The organism is Serratia sp. NCCP-200, assembly GCF_059697885.1.
Genome location: NZ_BAAKUJ010000013.1, coordinates 1 through 20,941, shown reverse-complemented (window position 1 = coordinate 20,941; position 20,941 = coordinate 1). Strand labels below are relative to the sequence as shown.

General features: G+C 55.5%; 19 protein-coding genes and 1 riboswitch. Of the genes, 8 read left to right on the top strand and 11 right to left on the bottom strand.

All coding sequences use genetic code 11. The features are described 5' to 3' along the window. Positions 1-21 precede the first annotated feature (21 nt). Positions 22-4,245, top strand: coding sequence for a DNA-directed RNA polymerase subunit beta' (rpoC, locus tag AC6HVW_RS24850; protein ID WP_021808068.1), 4,224 nt, complete (start codon positions 22-24; stop codon positions 4,243-4,245). A 109-nt stretch (positions 4,246-4,354) separates the two neighbouring features. Beyond that, positions 4,355-5,701, top strand: a complete 1,347-nt coding sequence (gene shiA / locus AC6HVW_RS24845) for a shikimate transporter (protein ID WP_368439723.1) — start codon at positions 4,355-4,357, stop codon at positions 5,699-5,701. A 58-nt stretch (positions 5,702-5,759) separates the two neighbouring features. Here shiA and AC6HVW_RS24840 read toward each other — a convergent pair whose 3' ends face one another. From AC6HVW_RS24840 to AC6HVW_RS24800, 9 genes are all read right to left on the bottom strand, one after another. After that, complete coding sequence (locus tag AC6HVW_RS24840) at positions 5,760-6,044, bottom strand: helix-turn-helix domain-containing protein (protein WP_039996314.1); 285 nt, start codon at positions 6,042-6,044, stop codon at positions 5,760-5,762. Further along, positions 6,034-6,354, bottom strand: coding sequence for a type II toxin-antitoxin system RelE/ParE family toxin (locus AC6HVW_RS24835; RefSeq protein WP_059199058.1), 321 nt, complete (start codon positions 6,352-6,354; stop codon positions 6,034-6,036). Before AC6HVW_RS24835 ends, AC6HVW_RS24840 begins: the two co-directional genes overlap by 11 nt. Before the next feature lie 255 nt (positions 6,355-6,609). Then, positions 6,610-7,773, bottom strand: a complete 1,164-nt coding sequence (thiH, locus tag AC6HVW_RS24830) for a 2-iminoacetate synthase ThiH (RefSeq protein WP_115160438.1) — start codon at positions 7,771-7,773, stop codon at positions 6,610-6,612. Then, positions 7,773-8,552: a thiazole synthase gene (locus AC6HVW_RS24825; RefSeq protein WP_497569726.1), complete on the bottom strand. Its 780-nt coding sequence runs from the start codon at positions 8,550-8,552 to the stop codon at positions 7,773-7,775. The genes thiH and AC6HVW_RS24825 overlap by 1 nt, the downstream gene beginning before the upstream one ends. Position 8,553: 1 nt before the next feature. Next, positions 8,554-8,754, bottom strand: a complete 201-nt coding sequence (thiS, locus tag AC6HVW_RS24820; protein WP_071682782.1) for a sulfur carrier protein ThiS — start codon at positions 8,752-8,754, stop codon at positions 8,554-8,556. Continuing rightward, complete coding sequence (locus tag AC6HVW_RS24815; RefSeq protein WP_071682781.1) at positions 8,751-9,500, bottom strand: HesA/MoeB/ThiF family protein; 750 nt, start codon at positions 9,498-9,500, stop codon at positions 8,751-8,753. Before AC6HVW_RS24815 ends, thiS begins: the two co-directional genes overlap by 4 nt. Continuing rightward, on the bottom strand, positions 9,490-10,143 hold the full coding sequence (gene thiE, locus AC6HVW_RS24810; protein ID WP_071682780.1) for a thiamine phosphate synthase: 654 nt from the start codon (positions 10,141-10,143) through the stop codon (positions 9,490-9,492). The genes AC6HVW_RS24815 and thiE overlap by 11 nt, the downstream gene beginning before the upstream one ends. Then, positions 10,136-12,079: a phosphomethylpyrimidine synthase ThiC gene (thiC, locus tag AC6HVW_RS24805; RefSeq protein WP_071682779.1), complete on the bottom strand. Its 1,944-nt coding sequence runs from the start codon at positions 12,077-12,079 to the stop codon at positions 10,136-10,138. Before thiC ends, thiE begins: the two co-directional genes overlap by 8 nt. A 117-nt stretch (positions 12,080-12,196) precedes the next feature. Further along, positions 12,197-12,319: riboswitch (TPP riboswitch) on the bottom strand. Between the two features lie 104 nt (positions 12,320-12,423). Then, complete coding sequence (locus AC6HVW_RS24800; protein WP_071682778.1) at positions 12,424-12,936, bottom strand: Rsd/AlgQ family anti-sigma factor; 513 nt, start codon at positions 12,934-12,936, stop codon at positions 12,424-12,426. 101 nt (positions 12,937-13,037) lie between these two features. Between AC6HVW_RS24800 and nudC the strand changes: the two genes are divergently transcribed. The 6 genes from nudC to AC6HVW_RS24770 all read left to right on the top strand — a co-directional run bounded on the left by nudC (position 13,038) and on the right by AC6HVW_RS24770 (position 17,420). Continuing rightward, positions 13,038-13,805: an NAD(+) diphosphatase gene (nudC, locus tag AC6HVW_RS24795; RefSeq protein ID WP_059201909.1), complete on the top strand. Its 768-nt coding sequence runs from the start codon at positions 13,038-13,040 to the stop codon at positions 13,803-13,805. Between the two features lie 37 nt (positions 13,806-13,842). Then, positions 13,843-14,907 (top strand): uroporphyrinogen decarboxylase, encoded by a 1,065-nt coding sequence (hemE, locus tag AC6HVW_RS24790; protein ID WP_497569725.1) that lies wholly within the window; start codon positions 13,843-13,845, stop codon positions 14,905-14,907. 16 nt (positions 14,908-14,923) lie between these two features. Next, a complete protein-coding gene (nfi, locus tag AC6HVW_RS24785; protein WP_071682777.1) occupies positions 14,924-15,607 on the top strand; it encodes a deoxyribonuclease V in 684 nt (227 codons plus the stop codon). 51 nt (positions 15,608-15,658) lie between these two features. Continuing rightward, positions 15,659-16,249: a YjaG family protein gene (locus AC6HVW_RS24780; RefSeq protein ID WP_021808056.1), complete on the top strand. Its 591-nt coding sequence runs from the start codon at positions 15,659-15,661 to the stop codon at positions 16,247-16,249. A 189-nt stretch (positions 16,250-16,438) separates the two neighbouring features. Then, positions 16,439-16,714: a nucleoid-associated protein HU-alpha gene (gene hupA / locus AC6HVW_RS24775; RefSeq protein ID WP_021182173.1), complete on the top strand. Its 276-nt coding sequence runs from the start codon at positions 16,439-16,441 to the stop codon at positions 16,712-16,714. Positions 16,715-16,781: 67 nt separating this feature from the next. Beyond that, positions 16,782-17,420 carry a DUF1481 domain-containing protein gene (locus tag AC6HVW_RS24770; protein ID WP_071682776.1) on the top strand — a complete coding sequence of 213 codons (639 nt, stop codon included), beginning with the start codon at positions 16,782-16,784 and terminating at the stop codon, positions 17,418-17,420. A 50-nt stretch (positions 17,421-17,470) separates the two neighbouring features. On the opposite strand, the gene purD is transcribed toward AC6HVW_RS24770, so the two are convergent. Both purD and purH read right to left on the bottom strand, forming a co-directional pair. Beyond that, entirely contained in the window at positions 17,471-18,754 is a 1,284-nt protein-coding gene (purD, locus tag AC6HVW_RS24765) for a phosphoribosylamine--glycine ligase (RefSeq protein WP_071682775.1), read from the bottom strand. A gap of 49 nt (positions 18,755-18,803) precedes the next feature. Continuing rightward, complete coding sequence (gene purH, locus AC6HVW_RS24760) at positions 18,804-20,393, bottom strand: bifunctional phosphoribosylaminoimidazolecarboxamide formyltransferase/IMP cyclohydrolase (RefSeq protein ID WP_137751108.1); 1,590 nt, start codon at positions 20,391-20,393, stop codon at positions 18,804-18,806. Positions 20,394-20,941: the final 548 nt, after the last annotated feature.

The following is a 20,941-nucleotide window of genomic DNA, read 5'->3' as shown; positions in this document are numbered from 1 at the left end:
AACTCCGACAGGAGCCAATCCGTGAAAGACTTATTAAAGTTTCTGAAAGCGCAAACTAAGACCGAAGAGTTTGATGCGATCAAGATTGCTCTGGCATCGCCAGACATGATCCGTTCATGGTCGTTCGGTGAAGTTAAAAAGCCGGAAACCATTAACTACCGTACGTTCAAACCTGAGCGTGACGGCCTTTTCTGCGCCCGTATCTTTGGGCCGGTAAAAGATTACGAGTGCCTGTGCGGTAAGTACAAGCGCTTGAAACACCGCGGCGTGATCTGTGAGAAGTGCGGCGTTGAAGTGACCCAGACCAAAGTACGCCGTGAGCGTATGGGCCACATCGAACTGGCTTCCCCAACTGCGCACATCTGGTTCCTGAAATCGCTGCCTTCGCGCATCGGTTTGCTGCTGGATATGCCGCTGCGTGACATCGAACGTGTACTGTACTTCGAATCCTACGTGGTAGTAGAAGGCGGTATGACCAACCTCGAGCGTCGTCAGATCCTGACTGAAGAGCAGTATCTGGATGCGCTGGAAGAGTTTGGTGACGAATTCGACGCCAAGATGGGTGCGGAAGCTATTCAGGCCCTGTTGAAAAACATGGATCTGGAAGCCGAGTGTGAGCAGCTGCGTGAAGAGCTGAACGAAACCAACTCCGAAACCAAGCGTAAGAAGCTGACCAAGCGTATCAAGCTGCTGGAAGCGTTCGTGCAATCTGGTAACAAGCCAGAGTGGATGATCCTGACCGTGCTGCCGGTACTGCCGCCAGATCTGCGTCCATTGGTTCCACTGGATGGTGGCCGTTTCGCGACTTCAGATCTGAACGATCTGTACCGCCGCGTGATCAACCGTAACAACCGTCTGAAACGCCTGCTGGATCTGGCTGCGCCGGACATCATCGTGCGCAACGAAAAGCGTATGCTGCAAGAAGCGGTAGATGCCCTGCTGGATAACGGTCGTCGTGGTCGTGCTATCACCGGTTCCAACAAGCGTCCTCTGAAATCTTTGGCCGACATGATCAAAGGTAAGCAGGGTCGTTTCCGTCAGAACCTGTTGGGTAAACGTGTTGACTACTCTGGTCGTTCTGTCATCACCGTAGGTCCATACCTGCGTCTGCATCAGTGCGGTCTGCCGAAGAAAATGGCACTGGAGCTGTTCAAACCGTTCATCTACGGCAAGTTGGAACTGCGTGGCCTGGCCACAACGATCAAAGCCGCCAAGAAAATGGTTGAGCGCGAAGAAGCTGTCGTTTGGGATATCCTGGACGAAGTGATCCGCGAACACCCGGTACTGCTGAACCGTGCACCAACCCTGCACCGTTTGGGTATCCAGGCGTTTGAACCGGTTCTGATCGAAGGTAAAGCGATCCAGCTGCACCCGCTGGTTTGTGCGGCCTACAACGCCGACTTCGATGGTGACCAGATGGCTGTTCACGTACCGTTGACGCTGGAAGCCCAGCTGGAAGCGCGTGCGTTGATGATGTCTACCAACAACATCCTGTCACCAGCGAACGGCGAGCCAATCATCGTTCCTTCTCAGGACGTTGTATTGGGTCTGTACTATATGACTCGTGACTGTGTTAACGCCAAAGGCGAAGGCATGGTTCTGACGGGTCCTAAAGAAGCTGAACGCGTTTACCGCGCCGGTTTGGCCTCTCTGCATGCACGCGTAAAAGTGCGTATTACAGAAGAGATCAAGAATACCGAAGGTGAATCTGTTCACCAGACTTCGATTATTGATACCACCATCGGTCGCGCCATCCTGTGGATGATCGTACCGCAAGGTCTGCCTTACTCGATCGTTAACCAGCCTCTGGGCAAGAAAGCGATCTCCAAGATGCTGAACACCTGTTACCGCATCCTGGGCCTGAAGCCGACCGTAATCTTCGCTGACCAGATCATGTACACCGGTTTTGCTTACGCTGCCCGTTCAGGCGCATCCGTAGGTATCGATGACATGGTTATCCCAGCCAAGAAAGCAGAGATCATCGAAGAAGCGGAAACCGAAGTTGCCGAGATCCAGGAGCAGTTCCAGTCTGGTCTGGTTACCGCGGGCGAACGCTACAACAAAGTGATCGATATCTGGGCTGCGGCGAACGAACGTGTTGCTAAAGCGATGATGGAAAACCTGTCGGTTGAAGACGTGGTTAACCGTGACGGCGTGGTGGAACAACAAGTTTCCTTCAACAGCATCTTTATGATGGCCGACTCCGGTGCTCGTGGTTCTGCCGCTCAGATCCGTCAGTTGGCGGGTATGCGTGGCCTGATGGCCAAGCCAGATGGCTCCATCATCGAAACGCCAATCACAGCGAACTTCCGTGAAGGTCTGAACGTACTCCAGTACTTCATCTCGACGCACGGTGCTCGTAAAGGCTTGGCGGATACCGCACTGAAAACGGCAAACTCCGGTTATCTGACCCGTCGTCTGGTTGACGTGGCGCAGGACCTGGTAGTGACCGAAGATGACTGTGGTACTCACAACGGCATCATGATGACTCCGGTTATCGAAGGTGGTGACGTTAAAGAGCCACTGCGTGAACGCGTTCTGGGTCGTGTGACCGCTGAAGATGTCATCAAGCCGGGTACGGCTGACATCCTGGTGCCACGCAACACCCTGCTGAACGAGAAGACCTGTGATCTGTTGGAAGAGAACTCTGTCGACAGCGTTAAAGTCCGTTCCGTAGTTAGCTGTGAAACCGACTTTGGTGTGTGCGCCAACTGCTATGGTCGCGACCTGGCACGTGGTCACATCATCAACAAAGGTGAAGCTATCGGCGTTATCGCGGCCCAGTCCATCGGTGAGCCGGGTACACAGCTGACGATGCGTACGTTCCACATCGGTGGTGCGGCATCTCGTGCGGCAGCAGAATCCAGCATCCAGGTGAAGAACAAAGGTAACCTGAAGCTGAGCAACGTGAAGTTCGTTATGAACGCTTCAGGCAAGCTGGTCATTACCTCGCGTAATACCGAACTGAAGCTGATCGACGAATTCGGCCGTACCAAAGAAAGCTACAAAGTGCCTTACGGTGCCGTAATGGGCAAAGGTGATGGTGCAGAAGTTAACGGTGGCGAAACCGTTGCTAACTGGGATCCACACACCATGCCGGTTGTGACCGAGGTGAGCGGTTTCATTCGCTTCGCCGATATGGTTGACGGCCAGACCATTACCCGCCAGACCGACGAACTGACCGGTTTGTCTTCTCTGGTGGTACTGGACAGCGCAGAACGTACCGGTAGCGGTAAAGACCTGCGTCCGGCACTGAAAATCGTTGATGCCAAAGGCGACGACGTATTGATCCCAGGTACTGATATGCCTGCTCAATACTTCCTGCCGGGTAAAGCGATTGTGCAGCTGGAAGACGGCATTCAGATCGGTGCGGGTGATACCCTGGCGCGTATTCCTCAGGAATCCGGCGGTACCAAGGATATTACCGGTGGTCTGCCACGCGTTGCGGATCTGTTCGAAGCACGTCGTCCGAAAGAGCCGGCAATCCTGGCTGAAATCAGCGGGATTATCTCGTTCGGTAAAGAGACCAAAGGCAAACGTCGCCTGGTAATCTCTCCACTGGACGGCAGCGACGCTTACGAAGAGATGATCCCTAAATGGCGTCAGCTCAACGTGTTCGAAGGTGAAATTGTGGAACGTGGTGACGTTGTTTCTGACGGCCCAGAATCTCCACATGACATTCTGCGTCTGCGTGGTGTGCATGCGGTTACCCGCTACATCACCAACGAAGTGCAGGAAGTTTACCGTCTGCAAGGCGTTAAGATTAACGATAAACACATCGAAGTTATCGTTCGTCAGATGCTGCGTAAAGGGACCATCGTTAGCGCTGGTAGCACCGAGTTCCTGGAAGGCGAACAGGCTGAAGTATCACGCGTTAAGATTGCTAACCGTAAACTTGCTGCTGAAGGCAAGATCGAAGCAACCTTCTCACGCGATCTGCTGGGTATCACCAAGGCTTCCTTGGCGACCGAGTCCTTCATCTCTGCTGCATCGTTCCAGGAAACGACGCGCGTTCTCACCGAAGCGGCTGTTGCCGGTAAGCGTGATGAACTGCGCGGCCTGAAAGAGAACGTAATCGTGGGCCGTCTGATCCCAGCCGGTACCGGTTACGCTTATCACCAGGATCGTATGCGTCGTAAGGCTCTGGGTGAAACTCCGGTTGTTCCGCTGGTGAGTGCGGAAGAAGCGACAGCCAACCTGGCCGAATTGCTCAACGCTGGCAACCTGGGCGGCAGTGACGAATAAGTCACCTGATCCCTGACTGTACGTTTTGCAGTGAATGACTAAAGCCCTGGCTATCCTAGCCGGGGCTTTTTGTTGTACAGTGCTGTAAAGTTAAAATAACGGAACAGGCATGGATACCTCAACTTCAGTCAGTGGCAGCCGCGCTGCCAACAGCGAAATAACCTCATCAACCCAGTACTCTCAAAGCCGGGCGCGGCGTGCCGCCTGGGGAAGCTTTGTTGGCGCCGTAGTCGATTGGTACGACTTCTTACTGTACGGAATAGTTGCCGCTTTAGTCTTTAACACCGAATTTTTCCCGCAGGTCAGCCCAACGATGGGCACGCTGGCCGCCTTTGGCACCTTTGGCGTCGGTTTTCTGTTCCGTCCGCTAGGTGGCATGGTGTTCGGGCACTTTGGCGATAAGCTGGGCCGTAAGCGCATGCTGATGATCACCGTCTGGATGATGGGGATCTCTACGGCGTTGATCGGTCTGCTGCCCTCTTTCGACTCAGTCGGCTGGTGGGCCCCGGTCATGCTGGTGCTACTACGAGCGGTGCAAGGGTTTGCCGTCGGCGGCGAATGGGGCGGTGCTGCCTTGCTGGCGGTAGAAAGCGCACCGAAGAAGAGAAAAGCCTTTTACAGCAGCGGTGTACAGATTGGTTTTGGCGTCGGTTTGCTGTTGGCTACCGGCTCGGTTTCCTTGGTCAGCCACTTTACCAGCAATGCGGACTTTATTAGCTGGGGCTGGCGTTTGCCGTTCCTGTTCAGCCTGGTGCTGGTCGCCATTGCCTGGTGGATCCGTAACGGCATGGACGAGTCGCAGGAGTTTGAAGCCAATAAAACGCTGCACGAACGGGCCGAGAAAATCCGCAAGTTCCCAATCTTTGAGGCGCTGCGCCAGAATCCCAAAGCCTTCTTGTTGATCATTGCCCTACGCTTTGGCGAACTGCTGACGATGTATATCGTCACGGCCTTTGCCATGAACTACTCGACCACCCATCTTGGCCTGTCACGGGATCTGTTCCTGAATATCGGCTTGTTGGTGGGAGCGGTGAGCTGTGTCTCGATCCCCTGCTTTGCCTATTTGGCCGATAGCTTTGGCAGACGCCGGATCTACGTGACGGGAGCATTGATTGGTGTTGCCAGCACGGTACCGTTTTTCATGGCGCTCGAGAGCCGTAATACGGTGATGATTATCTTCTTTGCCATCATGCTGGGAAATATGGCGCACGACATGCTGGTCAGCGTGCAGCAGCCGATGTTTACCGAACTGTTCGGCACGGCATACCGTTATAGCGGTGCTGGAGTGGGTTATCAGGTCGCAAGCGTGGTCGGCGGGGGCTTCACGCCGTTTATTGCCGTGTTGCTGGTGGAGTTGATGGACGGCTCCTGGCATCTGGTTGCCGCCTATCTGGCGCTGGGATGTTTGCTTTCGGCCATTGTAGGCATGCGTATGAAACCTCAGGCGGCGGATTGAAACGTTGACAGGGCGCAGTGTACGGCGCCCCTGCAAGGGGGCGCGTTAGCGGACGTTGTTATCCAAGGGACAGTTTAATGCGCATTCCACAGGCCGCTGCATATCGTCGCAAAGTGGAGAGGCTTGCATTTGAAACATTCCTCTCCAGCCGACTCACTGCGGGTTGGCTGACCCCCATCCGTACAGCGATCTCTGTGCTTGTCAGACCTGATTTAGACTTCATCTCGATCAGGACTGCGCGAAGTTCCTCCTCCTGGCTTTCTTCCTCATAGGCCTTTTTAACCTCAGGATTAGCAAGAGATTTGGCTTTAACTTCTGAAAATTTGATACCTTTAACTGTCATCTTTCAGTTCCTCCCATCTTGACTTCGCCAAGGCTATTTCAGCTTTCGGTGTCTTAGGGGATTTCTTTATGAACGTTCTTAAGATGTAGATCTTACGTCTTTTCGCATAAGCAAAAAACGTTCTGGTGATATCTTTTCGGCCAACCCGTAACTCAAACAATCCGCCTTCGATGATGTCCGTGTCCGGATATCTCAGTTCCGGTCCTTTAGCTTCCAGCTTTTCAAGTCCTTTAAGCACCTTGGCCTGCATAACAGGTTCGAGCTCATAAATTTCGCTCTCTGCCTCGGGGTGAAATAGCAATTCATACATATAAGCCCCCACAGGTGAATAGTCAACATAACCTATGGATTATAATAACGTATAAGTTATATTTTATAGGCAAAGTCAACCAAGGAACCGGAAGCGTGCGGCCAGTCCCCGCACGCTCCGGCGTTTGGTAAGCAAGGTTATCAAGAGGGGGAGATAACCTTGGTTGGCTTAGAAACGCTTGCCAACACCGCCACTATAACCAGGCCATTTTTCCCTGCCAGCTTGCCTTGGCGGCTTTGCGCAGTGTTTCCAGACCTATTGGCTTGATGGTGTAACCGTTGCAGGCAGTTGCGTAGCGCGTCCCAGATAATCATCCCAATCTTTCCACACCGGCTGTAGCCCAGCGGCACCGATTGCCTGTGCCACCTGCTGCGGCGTTCGGCTGTCGTGCGGTTCGAACTGTTCCAGCTCTGGCGGCACATCGTCGGCATAACCACCCGGCTGGGTTTTGGAACCGGCACTGACGCTGTTGATGGCTACCGGGATCATATGGTCGCGGAAGAAGGCCGACTCTCGTGTAGATAATGAAAGCTCCACGTCAGGAGCGAATAACCGGAAAGCACAGATCAACTGTACCAGTTGCGGTTCACTCATGATCGAGGCCGGCTCAATACCACCGGCACAGGGCCGTAGGCGAGGGAACGAGATCGAGTAACGGCTCTGCCAGTAAGTCTGTTGCAGATAAAACAGATGCTCCGCCAGCAGATAGCAGTCCGTGCGCCAACTGCTGGAAAGCCCGATTAACGCCCCCAGGCCGATCTTGTCGATCCCGGCGCGCCCCAGACGATCCGGTGTACTCAACCGCCAATGAAAATCCTGTTTCTGGCCACGCAGATGGTGCTGCCGATAGGTCGCGGGATGATAGGTTTCCTGATAGACCAACACACCGTCCAGCCCAAGGGTTTTCAGCTCAGCGTAGTCTTGTTGTGCCAGAGGTTGTACTTCCATCATCAGCGAACTGAAATGGCGGCGAATGGCGGGCAGGTGCTGGCGGAAGTAATCCATGCCGACTTTGCGCTGATGTTCCCCGGTCACCAGCAGCAGATGCTCAAATCCTAGCGCCTTGATGGCCGCACATTCCCGTTCGATCTCTGCCGCATCCAGCGTTTTGCGCTTGAGGTGGTTACTCATCGAAAAGCCGCAGTAGGTACAATCGTTGGCACACAGGTTAGAAAGATATAACGGCACATAAAAGCTCACCACGTTACCGAAACGCTGGCGGGTGAGCTGCTGTGCTCGTTGCGCCAGGGGCTCCAGATAAGGGGCAGCTGCAGGGGAGATAAGCGCCATAAAATCCTCCCGCGTCAGCTTGGGGCTATTGAGTGCCTGCTCAACGTCACGCGCCGTTTTGCTGTTAATGCGCAGCGTCAGGTCATCCCAATCCCACCCGAGCAGGCGCTCGCTAAAATCACTGGCCATCAGCGTGTCTCCTCTGAATGGCTGAGAAACGCCGTCAGCGGACTGGATGCTGAAGCGATAGACTGGCGGCTGCCTAGCCCTGAGTTGCGTGCTAACTCTCCGGCCTCCAGTGCCAGGCGGAAAGCACGGGCCATTTGCACCGGATCCCGCGCCACGGCGATGGCGGTATTGACCAGTACCGCATCGGCTCCCAGTTCTATCGCCTCTAACGCATGGCTTGGGGCACCGATCCCGGCATCAATGACTACCGGCACTTGGGCCTGTTCAATAATGATCTCAAGGAAATCACGGGTCAGTAAGCCACGGTTAGAACCGATCGGCGCGCCAAGTGGCATCACGGCGGCACAACCCGCTTCTTCCAGCCGCTTACACAGCACCGGATCGGCACCGCAGTAAGGCAGCACCACAAAGCCCTGTTTGACCAGGGTTTCCGCCGCCTTGAGCGTTTCGATCGGATCTGGCAGCAGGTATTTCACTTCTGGGTGAATTTCCAGTTTGACCCAGTGAGTCCCCAGTGCTTCACGCGCCAGCCGGGCGGCAAACACCGCCTCATCTGCCGTTTTTGCCCCTGAAGTGTTGGGCAGTAATTTCACGCCCAACCGTTGCAGCGGTGCCAGAATGGCGTCATTCCCGCCTCGCAGGTCGACGCGTTTCATCGCCATAGTGACCAGTTGTGAGCCGGAGGCTTGTAGCGCAGCCAGCATTAATTCGGGCGTGGCGAATTTCCCCGTGCCGGTAAACAGGCGTGAGGTAAAGGTGGTATCGGCGATTTGCAGCATGTCAGCCTCCGGCAATCGCTTGAAACAGCAAGATGTCATCACCGTCCTGCACCTGACGGGTGGCCCAGTCGCTGCGTGGAATGATGACCTGGTTGATCGCCAATGCGCTGCCTGGCTGGTGGCGTTCCAGCCGTTCGAGCAATGTGCCAATGCTTAACGGCTGCTCCAGCTCCAGCGGTTGATCGTTGAGGGTGATCTTCATGCTGGCTCTCCGCAGAGGGGGCAGGTGCTGGCTTTGCTCAATTGCAGGGTGCTCCAGCTTTGCTGCTTACCGTCGAACAGGCGCAGCTTGCCGCTAAGGGAAGAGGGTAGCCCAGCCAGCATTTTTATCGCTTCCAGCGCCTGCAGCGTTCCGATCACACCGACGACCGGGCCGAGCACGCCCGCCGTGCGGCAGTTGCGCTGCGGTTCGGTTTGTTCCGGGTAGAGGCAGGCATAACAGCCATGAGCATAAGGCGGTTCGATAACCAGCAACTGGCCGCTGAACCCCACCGCGCTGCCGCTGATCAACGGCACGCTGGCTTGGATGCAGGCGGCATTCACCGCATGACGGGTGGCCATGTTGTCGCTGCAATCGAGCACCAGATCGGCACGGGCGACCGCATCGCTCAGCGTAGCCCCTTGCAGGCGTTGCTCCAGCGCGATCGACTCCACCAGAGGGTTCAGTGCTTGCAAGTGGTGCTTCGCCAACTGAGCCTTGTTGGCGGCGATATCACCAGTGCGGTACAGAATTTGCCGTTGCAGATTGGTGAGGTGTAGCTGGTCATCATCGGCCAACAGCAAGATACCAACGCCAGCGGCAGCGAGATATAGCGCCGCCGGAGAGCCTAGTCCCCCCAACCCGACGATCAGCACCGTGGCTTGTTTCAGCTTTTCCTGCCCCTCGGGGCCGACGTCTTCCAGCAGTAGCTGCCGGCTGTAGCGCAAGAACTCTTGGTCATTGAGCATCGCGCGACTCCTTGCCTTCAATCAGTTGCAGCAGCGTTGCCGTAGCGGCGCGCCAGTCTGGTGCCTGGGTGATGGCGCTGACCACCGCCACGCTGCCAACGCCGCAAGCCAGCACGGCGGGGACGCGCTCGATGCTGATCCCGCCAATGGCGACTGTTGGATACTGCTGTAATCCCGCGACGTGGCGTTGCAACTCGGCCAAGCCTTGCGGTTCAGAGGGCATATCCTTGGTTTGCGTTGGGAAGATATGCCCCAGTGCGATATAGGAAGGTTTGACGGCGAGCGCCCGGGCCAGCTCGGCATCGTCATGGGTGGAAACGCCCAAGCGCAATCCTGCACGATGGATAGCTGCCAGATCGGTGGTGTCCAAATCTTCCTGCCCCAGGTGGACGCCGTAGGCATCATGCTTAATCGCCAACCGCCAATAATCATTGATAAACAGCCGGGCCTGATAGCGCTTGCCAAGGGCAATGGCGGCGGCAATGTCCGCCTCTACTTGCTCGTCTGGCAGATCTTTGATGCGTAGCTGGATAGTGGTAACGCCTGCCTCCAGCAGGCGGGCGATCCATTCAACGCTGTCGACAACCGGGTATAAACCCAGCCTGTGCGGTGTTGCAGGGAAGGGAGAGGTGAGGTTAGTCATTATTTATCTCCTCCTGCAAATTGGCCGCGCTGTGGTAGAGCTCGCTGCCGCGTGAGCGGAATTCAGCCGACATTTTCTCCATCCCGGTTAGTTGCACTTCGATCGGTTTGGCTGCCTCTTGTGCGGCGGCATAGTCACGCACTTCCTGGGAGATTTTCATGGAGCAGAACTTCGGCCCACACATGGAGCAGAAGTGGGCGATCTTGCCGGATTCTTGCGGCAGCGTTTCGTCGTGATAGGCGCGGGCGGTTTGTGGATCCAGCGCCAGGTTAAACTGATCTTCCCAACGGAACTCAAAGCGCGCCTTGGACATGGCGTTATCGCGGATCTGTGCGCCCGGATGGCCTTTTGCCAAGTCGGCGGCGTGAGCGGCGATCTTGTAAGTGATCAGCCCCTGTTTCACGTCTTCTTTGTTAGGCAGCCCCAGGTGTTCCTTCGGCGTCACGTAGCAAAGCATCGCACAGCCGAACCAGCCGATCATTGCCGCGCCGATCCCGGAGGTGAAATGGTCGTAACCCGGTGCGATATCGGTAGTCAATGGCCCCAGCGTGTAGAACGGTGCTTCATGGCAATGTTCCAGCTCCTCGGTCATGTTGCGGCGGATCATCTGCATCGGCACGTGGCCTGGGCCTTCGATCATCACTTGCACATCATATTCCCAGGCAATCTTGGTCAATTCGCCCAGCGTATGCAGCTCGGCAAATTGCGCTTCGTCATTGGCATCCTGGATCGAGCCCGGGCGCAGGCCGTCGCCGAGTGACAGCGAGACATCGTAAGCGGCGCAAATTTCGCAGATCTCGCGGAAGTGCTGATAGAGGAAGTTTTCCTGATGGTGCGACAGGCACCACTTCGCCATGATCGAGCCGCCACGGGAGACAATGCCGGTCAGGCGTTTGGCGGTCATTGGCACATAGCGCAGCAACACCCCGGCGTGAATGGTGAAGTAATCGACGCCTTGCTCAGCTTGTTCCAGCAGGGTATCGCGGAACATTTCCCAGGTCAGGTTTTCCGCTACGCCGTTCACCTTCTCCAGCGCCTGATAGATCGGTACCGTACCAATCGGCACCGGGCTGTTGCGCAGGATCCATTCACGGGTTTCGTGGATATAACGGCCCGTGGAGAGATCCATCACGGTGTCAGCGCCCCAGCGGGTTGACCACACCAGCTTCTCGACCTCCTCTTCGATCGAAGAGGTGACCGCCGAGTTGCCGATATTGGCATTCACCTTCACCAGGAAATTACGACCAATAATCATCGGCTCGGATTCCGGGTGGTTGATGTTGGCGGGGATGATGGCGCGGCCAGCGGCCACTTCCTGGCGCACAAATTCCGGCGTGATATTTTCCGGTAGATTGGCGCCCCAGCTTTGGCCGGGATGCTGGTGGCGCAGCACTTCACCACGAATGCGCTCACGGCCCATATTTTCGCGAATGGCGATAAATTCCATCTCTGGGGTGACAATACCGGCGCGAGCGTAATGCAACTGCGTAACGCATTTACCCGGCAGGGCTTTGCGGGGCAGCGGCAGGTGCTCAAAGCGCAGATGGTCTAACCCAACATCCGCCAGCCGTTGTTGCGTGAAGCCGGAACTGACGCCGCTTAACGCTTCGGTATCGGCACGTTCGGCGATCCAGTCCGCTCGCACCTTGGCCAAGCCACGATGTACGTCGATCAACGCTTGCGGATCGCCATACGGCCCTGCGGTGTCATACACCGGAATGGCTTCGTTCTGTTCATATTGGGGCTGGTCTTTGTTGCCGCCAATCAGCGTCGGGCTGAGCTGGATCTCACGCATGGGTACCTGAATATCGCTGCGCGACCCTGCGAGATAGATCCGCTGTGAGTTAGGGAAGGTAACGCCTTGCAGAGAGTCGATAAAATCTTGCGCTTGGTCACGCTGCTGTTTACGGGCACGAGGTTGGTTCACGGTAGACATAGCAAATTCCTATCAGTGTAGTGATGTGTGGAAAATTGCTTGTCTGGAGCTCGGAGGGAGTAATGATGGTAGCCGGTAAGGCAGGCACAGCCCCTGGCGGGAGCATCTTGCCTATGGCGATAGATTACTCTTGTTCCCTTCGCGGGTATTAACCCGATCAGGTTCCGCGGATCCCGAATTAACGGTCTCAGCCTGGCCAATTTAATGAAAAATCAGCGCTAGGCACTCCGACAAGAGCCCTCAGTATAAGAGGGTAAACAAAAACTACAAGCCATCCCCCGTCATCTTTCAAGCCGTAGCGTTGTTGGCTGCCTAGCTACGGCTTGAAATCTATGGGGGGATAATTAGGCTGGATGAGACATAGATTCAGTATTATTGGTGCCAGGCTGGCCCTGCTGCCAGGTTTCTGTCGCCAGTTGGATCAATTGATCTTCCAAGGCGAAACGTGATGCCAGGGCTTCGCCGATATCTGACAGCGCCTGATTGAGTTCTTCACACACGTCATCGATATCGACTTCTGTGTAGCGGTCGTGGAACGCCATCACGGCTTCGGTATTGGCCTGTAATTTGGGGTAGAACTTGGTGGCTAGCGCCATTTTGGGGCTGGCGGATCCTTCCACTTGTTTGATAATTTTGTCATAAATGTGAAAATGCCCGGCAGAGAGATAATCCACCAGATTATGGCAAAAGTTCTCCAGCGCTTTTTCATTGAGCGGCGTATGCTTTTCTTTGTTGGGTTTAATGCCGACTAAACTGCAGTAGGCAACCAGTAGCTGCTTGCGTGCCTGCAACCATTGATCGACTAATTCGTTACTGCCACCAACGCGCTGAGTCAGGCTTTCCAATCGGTTGAGCATGGTTGACTCCGTGTGTAAGAGAAAGAAAAAGTGGTAAGTTAATAAAATGTAACAAAGAGCATTCCTAGATTGCCAGTGAAGCAGAGGTTGTGCAACAACATATGGAACTTGCATTAACGGGTAACGAAAATGGCTGGTGGATCGTCAGCCATGAAAGCAAAATTTGGTTACCAAACGGTGAATTGCCGTTTGGTTCTGCCGCATTATTTTCCTTACAAGGCCGACCGGCTCGGCAAATTGGCGAATGGGAGGGGGCACCGGTCTGGCTGGTGCGCCAGCCGATGCCGAAAGAGATGGGATCGGTGCGGCAACTGCTCAGTCTCGATCGCGGCCTGTTCCAACTGGCCGGGCGCGGCGTACAGCTGGCCGACTTTTATCGCTCGCACCGGTTCTGTGGCTACTGCGGTCATGAGATGCACCTTAGCCGCACCGAAAGCGCTTGCCTGTGCGACAACTGTCGCGAACGTTATTACCCGCAGATTGCCCCTTGCGTAATTGTCGCTATCCGCCGCAATGATGAGATCCTGCTGGCACAGCATGTGCGTCACCGTGGGGGGATCCATACCGTGCTGGCGGGGTTTGTGGAGGTGGGGGAAACCCTGGAGCAGGCCGTAGCGCGCGAGGTGATGGAAGAAAGTAATATCGCCATTACCAACCTGCGTTACGTGACTTCGCAACCCTGGCCGTTCCCTCATTCGCTGATGATGGCGTTTATGGCCGAGTATCAGGGCGGTGAACTGCGCCACGATCCTAAAGAGTTGCTCAATGCGGGCTGGTATCGCTATGACCAACTGCCGCTGCTGCCACCGCCTGGTACCGTGGCGCGCCGCCTGATCGAGGACACCGTGGCGCTGTGTCGGGCAGAATAATGTACAATGTCGGCAGATAATCAAGGGAGCCCAAGAAATGAATGAGTTGAAGAACGATCGCTACCTGCGCGCGCTGCTGCGCCAGCCGGTGGATCTCACCCCTGTATGGATGATGCGCCAGGCCGGTCGTTATTTGCCAGAGTACAAAGCCATCCGTGCTCAGGCCGGGGATTTCATGTCGCTGTGCAAAAATGCCGAACTGGCCTGTGAGGTGACATTACAGCCCCTGCGCCGTTATGCGCTGGACGCCGCCATCCTGTTCTCCGACATTCTCACCATTCCCGATGCCATGGGGCTTGGGCTCTATTTCGAAACCGGGGAAGGCCCGCGTTTTTCTTCGCCAATCACCTGCCGTGCCGATGTGGAGAAGCTGCCTGCATTCGATCCGGAAGACGAGCTGGGCTATGTCATGAACGCGGTGCGCACCATCCGCCGTGAATTGAAGGGTGAAGTGCCACTGATCGGTTTCTCCGGCAGCCCATGGACGTTGGCGACCTATATGGTCGAAGGCGGCAGCAGCAAGGCATTCACCAAGCTGAAGAAAATGATGTACGCCGAGCCGCAGACGCTGCATTTGCTGCTGGATAAGCTGGCAGACAGTGTGATCCTGTATCTCAATGCCCAAATCAAAGCCGGGGCGCAGTCCGTAATGGTATTCGATACCTGGGGCGGCGTGCTGACGGGCCGTGATTATCGCGAATTCTCACTGCACTATATGCATAAAATCGTCGATGGCCTGCTGCGTGAAAATGACGGACGCCGGGTGCCGGTGACGCTGTTCACCAAAGGCGGCGGCCAGTGGCTGGAAGCGATGGCGGCCACCGGTTGCGATGCGTTGGGCCTGGATTGGACCACCGATATTGCCGATGCGCGCCGCCGTGTGGGCGATAAAGTCGCGCTGCAGGGGAATATGGATCCTTCCATGCTATACGCCGCACCGGAACGCATCGCCCAGGAAGTGGAAACCATTCTGGCCGGTTTTGGCCAGGGCGAAGGTCATGTCTTCAATCTTGGCCACGGTATTCATCAAGACGTGCCACCGGAACATGCCGGGGCCTTCGTTGAAGCGGTGCATGCGCTGTCGGCCAAATACCACCGCTAAACCGCAAGGAGACGCTGTGATCGATACTCAGGCTCTGCGCGCCGAACAGCTAAGGCGCGCCGGGGAAGTCATTCGACACGATGATTTTTTGCAAGACCCACCGGCGTTTATCGCCGGTGCGGACGTCGGTTTTGAACAAGAAGGCGCGGTAACACGCGCCGCCATTGCTATCCTGCGCTATCCTTCACTCGAGCTGGTGGAGTATCAGATCGCCCGTATCAGCACCACCATGCCCTATATCCCCGGATTTCTCTCGTTTCGCGAATACCCTGCGCTAATCGCCGCTTGGGAGCAACTGCAACAGAAGCCCGACCTGATCTTTGTCGATGGCCATGGCATTTCCCATCCGAGACGTTTGGGGGTCGCCAGCCACTTTGGCCTGCTGGTCAACGTGCCAACCATTGGCGTGGCCAAGAAGCGTTTATGTGGTAAATTTTCCCCGCTGGACGCTACCGTTGGCTCGCTGGCCGCGCTGGAGGACAAGGGCGAACAGCTGGGATGGGTATGGAGAAGCAAAGAGCGTTGTAATCCGTTATTTATCGCCACGGGCCATCGCGTGAGCACCGACAGCGCTTTGGCCTGGGTGCAACGCTGCATGGCAGGCTACCGCTTGCCGGAGCCCACGCGTTGGGCCGATGCCATTGCCTCACGTCGTCCGGCCTTTGTACGCTGGTTACAGCAGCATCCAGAGGTGTCGTAATGAGCGATTTCGGGTACACTGCGCGGCAGATAATGAGTAAGAGAGTAGACAATGCTACGTAACCCGATTCATTTACGCCTGGAAAAGCTGGAAAGCTGGCAGCATTTGACCTTTATGGCCTGCCTGTGCGAGCGTATGTACCCGAATTACCAGATGTTCTGCCTGCAGACGGAATTTGGTGACCCGGCCGTTTATCGCCGTATCCTGGACTTGGTCTGGGAAACGCTGGTGGTGAAAGACGCCAAGGTCAACTTTGACAGCCAACTGGAAAAGTTGGAAGAGGCGATCCCGTCGGCAGAAGATTACGATCTTTATGGCGTTTACCCAGCGATCGATGCCTGCATCGCATTAGGGGAATTGATCCATTCGCGCCTCAGCGGAGAGACGTTGGAGCACGCCATTGCCATCAGCGAAACCTCAATTCGCACCGTGGCGATGTTGGAAATGACCCAGGCTGGCAAAGAAATGACCGACGAAGAGCTGAAAATTTTGCCTGCCGTTGAGGAAGAATGGGACATTCAATGGGAGATTTTCCGCCTGTTGGCCGCCTGCGAAGAGCGTGATCTGGATCTGATCAAAGGGTTACGATCTGACCTGCGCGAGGCCGCGGTGAGTAACATTGGGATAAATTTAACGCAATAAGGCAAGAAAACGTGATTTAACGTCTGATTTGTCGTGCCTTAAGGCTTCACATCCGCACCCTGTCTGGTCTACATTTGGGGGGCGAAAAAAAAGTGGCTATCGGTGCGTGTATGCAGGAGAGTGCTGTCCATCGGCATATCCGTCGCACTCGATGCTTTGCAAACGATAAACACACTGTAAGGATAACTTATGAACAAGACTCAACTGATTGACGTAATCGCAGAGAAGGCTGACCTTTCCAAGGCTCAAGCTAAGCTGGCTCTGGAATCTACCCTGGCTGCCATTACTGAGTCCCTGAAAGAAGGTGATGCAGTACAATTGGTTGGTTTCGGTACTTTCAAGGTAAACCATCGTAGCGAGCGCACTGGCCGCAACCCACAGACTGGTAAAGAAATCAAAATCGCAGCAGCTAACGTGCCTGCGTTCGTTTCTGGTAAAGCACTGAAAGACGCGGTTAAGTCTTAATCGCGTGTTCCAGAAAGGTTTAAACAGGGGGGCGTTGGCGCCCCTTTTGTTTATTCAACGGGCACTCATGGCGGCTACGGTTGTCGCTGCCTTGAGTGCTTGTAGTTTCCGTTCTGCCCCGCCAACCTTTACCGCCAGCGGCTTTGTGGCCGATCAGGGGGTAATGCGGGTGTGGAGGATGGATGACGGCCAGCAGCGGCCAGTGGCGCTGTTGAGTGTCTACAGCCCTTATCGCGGGCCGGGTACCGTCACAACGCTGTATGAATATCAGCATGGTGTGTTGTACCAAATCAAACGCAACGATGCGGATGGCGATCGCGACTCTATTCAACTGCGTTTCACCGCCAACGGTACCGTCAGCTTTATGCAGCGCCAACTGGCCACTCAGCGCCAGAAACTCTCCAACGATGAAGTTGTGCTCTATCAATATCAGGCCCGGCGGATACTGGAATTGAGCGATGCGCTTAATGCCGGTCGAGTACGGCTGTTACAAGGGCACTGGCAGCAAGGCGCGGTGAAGCTGTGCAACGGCGAAGTTGTGAAGCCGGGTTTGGACCAACAGGCTGAAGAGTGGATCATGCGGCGTGCGGCCAACAGCAGTCAGCCAGTGAACGTAGCCTGGTTAGATGGGCCGGAAGGTCGTGAGCTGTTATTGGTGGCAAATAATGACTTCTGCAGTTGGGAACCCACCAAAGACACCCTTTAGCGCATAAAAAAGGCCCTGCGAACAGAGCCTGCTGGTATCTCAAAGAGTTGTTATTGCTCGCGTGCGATAGCGCGGTAGCCGATATCCTTGCGGCAGAAACTGTCTTGCCACTGAATACCTTCCGCTAGCTGATAGGCTAACTGCTGAGCCTGAGCCACCGTTGTGCCCAAAGCCGTAACGCATAGCACACGCCCGCCGTTGGTCACGACGTCATTTCCTTGCATACGCGTTCCGGCATGGAACACTTTGCCATTGGCATCTTCTTGCTGAGGCAAGCCGTGGATCACATCCCCTTGGCGATAATCCGCAGGATAGCCGCCAGCCGCCAATACCACGCCGAGAGCAGGGCGTTCATCCCACTCGGAAGTTTTCTTATCCAGCTTGCCTTCGGCCCCTGCCAGGCAGAGTTCAACCAGATCGGAGCGCAGGCGCAGCATGATCGGCTGAGTTTCCGGGTCGCCAAAGCGACAGTTGAATTCGATCACCTTGGGTTGACCATCCTCAGCAATCATCAGGCCAGCGTACAGGAAGCCAACATAGGTGTTGCCTTCCGCCGCCATGCCGCGCACGGTTGGCCAGATCACTTGGTCCATTACGCGCTGGTGGATTTCATCCGTCACCACTGGCGCTGGCGAGTAGGCGCCCATGCCGCCGGTATTCGGGCCAGTATCGCCGTCACCGACACGTTTATGATCCTGGCTGGTGGCCATTGGCACCACGTTCTCGCCATCGACCATGACGATAAAGCTGGCTTCTTCGCCTGTCAGGAACTCCTCGATCACGATGCGATGCCCGGCGTCGCCAAACGCATTACCTGCCAGCATATCTTGAATGGCGTCTTCGGCTTCCTGTAACGTCATCGCGACGATCACGCCTTTGCCTGCCGCCAGGCCGTCTGCCTTGATAACAATCGGCGCGCCTTGGCTGCGTACGTAGGCCAAGGCAGGTTCCACTTCGGTAAAGTTCTGGTAGGCAGCGCTTGGGATAGCGTGGCGAGCCAGGAAATCCTTGGTAAAGGCTTTGGAGCCTTCAAGCTGTGCTGCGGCCTGTGACGGGCCAAAGATTTTCAACCCGGCGGCCTTGAAGGCATCTACCACGCCGATCACCAGCGGCGCTTCCGGGCCAACGATGGTCAGATCGATGGCGTTATCCTTGGCAAAGGCAACCAGCGCCGGGATATCTGTTGGGGCGATATCGACGTTGGTCAGATTGTTTTCCAATGCAGTACCCGCATTACCCGGGGCCACATAAACCTTGTCTGCCAATGGCGATTGGGCCGCTTTCCAGGCCAGCGCATGTTCACGCCCGCCGTTGCCAATAATTAAAATATTCATCAGGTGCTCCATAAACGGCGTGCGCATTGAGCGCACGCAGCAAAAGGGATTAATGGCGGAAGTGGCGCATGTCGGTGAAGATCATCGCGATGCCGTGTTCGTTGGCTGCTGCAATCACCTCATCATCACGAATCGACCCACCCGGCTGGATCACGCAGGTAATACCAACCGCTGCAGCCGCATCAATACCGTCACGGAACGGGAAGAAGGCGTCAGACGCCATGGCGGAGCCTTTGACTTCCAGCCCTTCGTCAGCGGCTTTGATCCCGGCGATCTTGGCGGAGTAAACGCGGCTCATCTGCCCGGCGCCTATGCCGATGGTCATGTTGTCGCGCGCATAGACGATGGCGTTGGATTTGACGAACTTGGCCACTTTCCAGCAGAACAGCGCATCACGCAGCTCCTGAGCGGTTGGCTGGCGTTCGGATACCACGCGCAAATCGGATCCGGTCACCATACCCAGATCGCGATCCTGTACTAACAGACCCCCGTTGACGCGTTTAAAGTCCAGCCCTGCGACGCGATGTTGCCATTGGCCACACGCCAGCACGCGTACGTTTTGTTTCGCCGCCAGCAGAGTGCGGGCTTCTGCACTGATGCTTGGCGCAATGATGACTTCAACAAACTGACGGCTGATGATTGCCTGTGCCGTTTTGGCGTCCAGTTCACGGTTGAAGGCAATAATGCCGCCAAAGGCCGAGGTTGGATCGGTTTGGTAAGCGCGCTCGTAGGCGGCAAACAGGTTCTCACCGATAGCAACGCCACAAGGGTTGGCATGCTTGACGATCACGCAGGCCGGCTCGGCAAACTCTTTCACACATTCCAGCGCCGCATCGGTATCGGCGATGTTGTTGTAGGAAAGCGCTTTACCCTGTAACTGGTCGGCGGTGGCCACGGAGGCCTCTTGCACATTCTCTTCTATATAGAAGGCGGCCTGCTGGTGGCTGTTTTCACCGTAGCGCATATCCTGTTTCTTGATGTAGTTCAGGTTCAGCGTACGTGGGAAGCGGCCGGAAGGCTGTTCGGTCTCACCGTGATAAGGTGGCACCAGGGTACCAAAGTAGTTGGCGATCATGCTGTCATAGGCGGCGGTATGCTCAAACGCTTTGATCGCCAGGTCGAAACGGGTTGGGTACAACAGTGAACCGTTGTTGTTATCCATCTCGGTGATCACTGCGGCGTAGTCACTGCTCTTGACCACGATGGCCACGTCTTTATGGTTCTTGGCGGCCGAGCGCACCATGGTTGGGCCACCGATATCGATATTCTCTACGGCGTCTTCCAGCGAGCAATCTGGGCGAGCGACGGTTTGCGCGAAGGGATACAGGTTTACCACAACCATATCGATCGGTTGGATCGTATGTTGTTCCATGATGGCATCATCCTGGCCGCGACGGCCCAGAATGCCACCGTGCACTTTCGGGTGCAGGGTTTTGACTCGTCCGTCCATCATCTCCGGGAAGCCGGTGTAGTCGGAAACTTCGGTAACAGGCAGACCGGCATCGGCCAGCAGGCGGGCAGTGCCACCGGTGGAGAGTAATTCGACGCCTCTCTGGGAGAGGGCTTCGGCGAATTCAACGATTCCGGCTTTGTCGGACACGCTGAGCAGGGCCCGGCGGATTGGACGAGGTTGTTGCATGGTTTTATCCCTTGGCTTTGAGTCGCAATAAAAGAGCGTTACGTGGATCTCCACCTTGTTGCTTCTTATATAGAGGGGATTTCTTCCTATATAAAGAAGGACAGGAACAGATTCAGGTAGCGCCCCGATAAAAACGGGGATTGTTTCGTCGCGGGGAATTGTAGCGAAAACGTTTGCGTGGCGCTCGTAAATTTTCCGACCAAATGCGTTCTGTGGATAAGTTAGTGCATAACCGGGTATAAGGACGGGTTTTGCTGTGGAATGCAGCAAACGGTGTTTTTTGTTGAAAATACCTGTTGCGGCCTGCGTGGAACTCCCTATAATGCGCCTCCATCGACACGGAACATGTGAACAACTTCACAGAGTCTCCGGGGGTCGCAGAGAAAAAACCTGAAATTAAGGTTGACTCTGAAAGAGGAAAGCGTAATATACGCCTCCTCGAGTTAGCAAGCGAAAGCGCGTAACTCACTGCTCTTTAACAATTTATCAGACAATCTGTGTGGGCACTCACAAGACGATATCCAGCTGCTTCGGCAGCAAAAAAATAT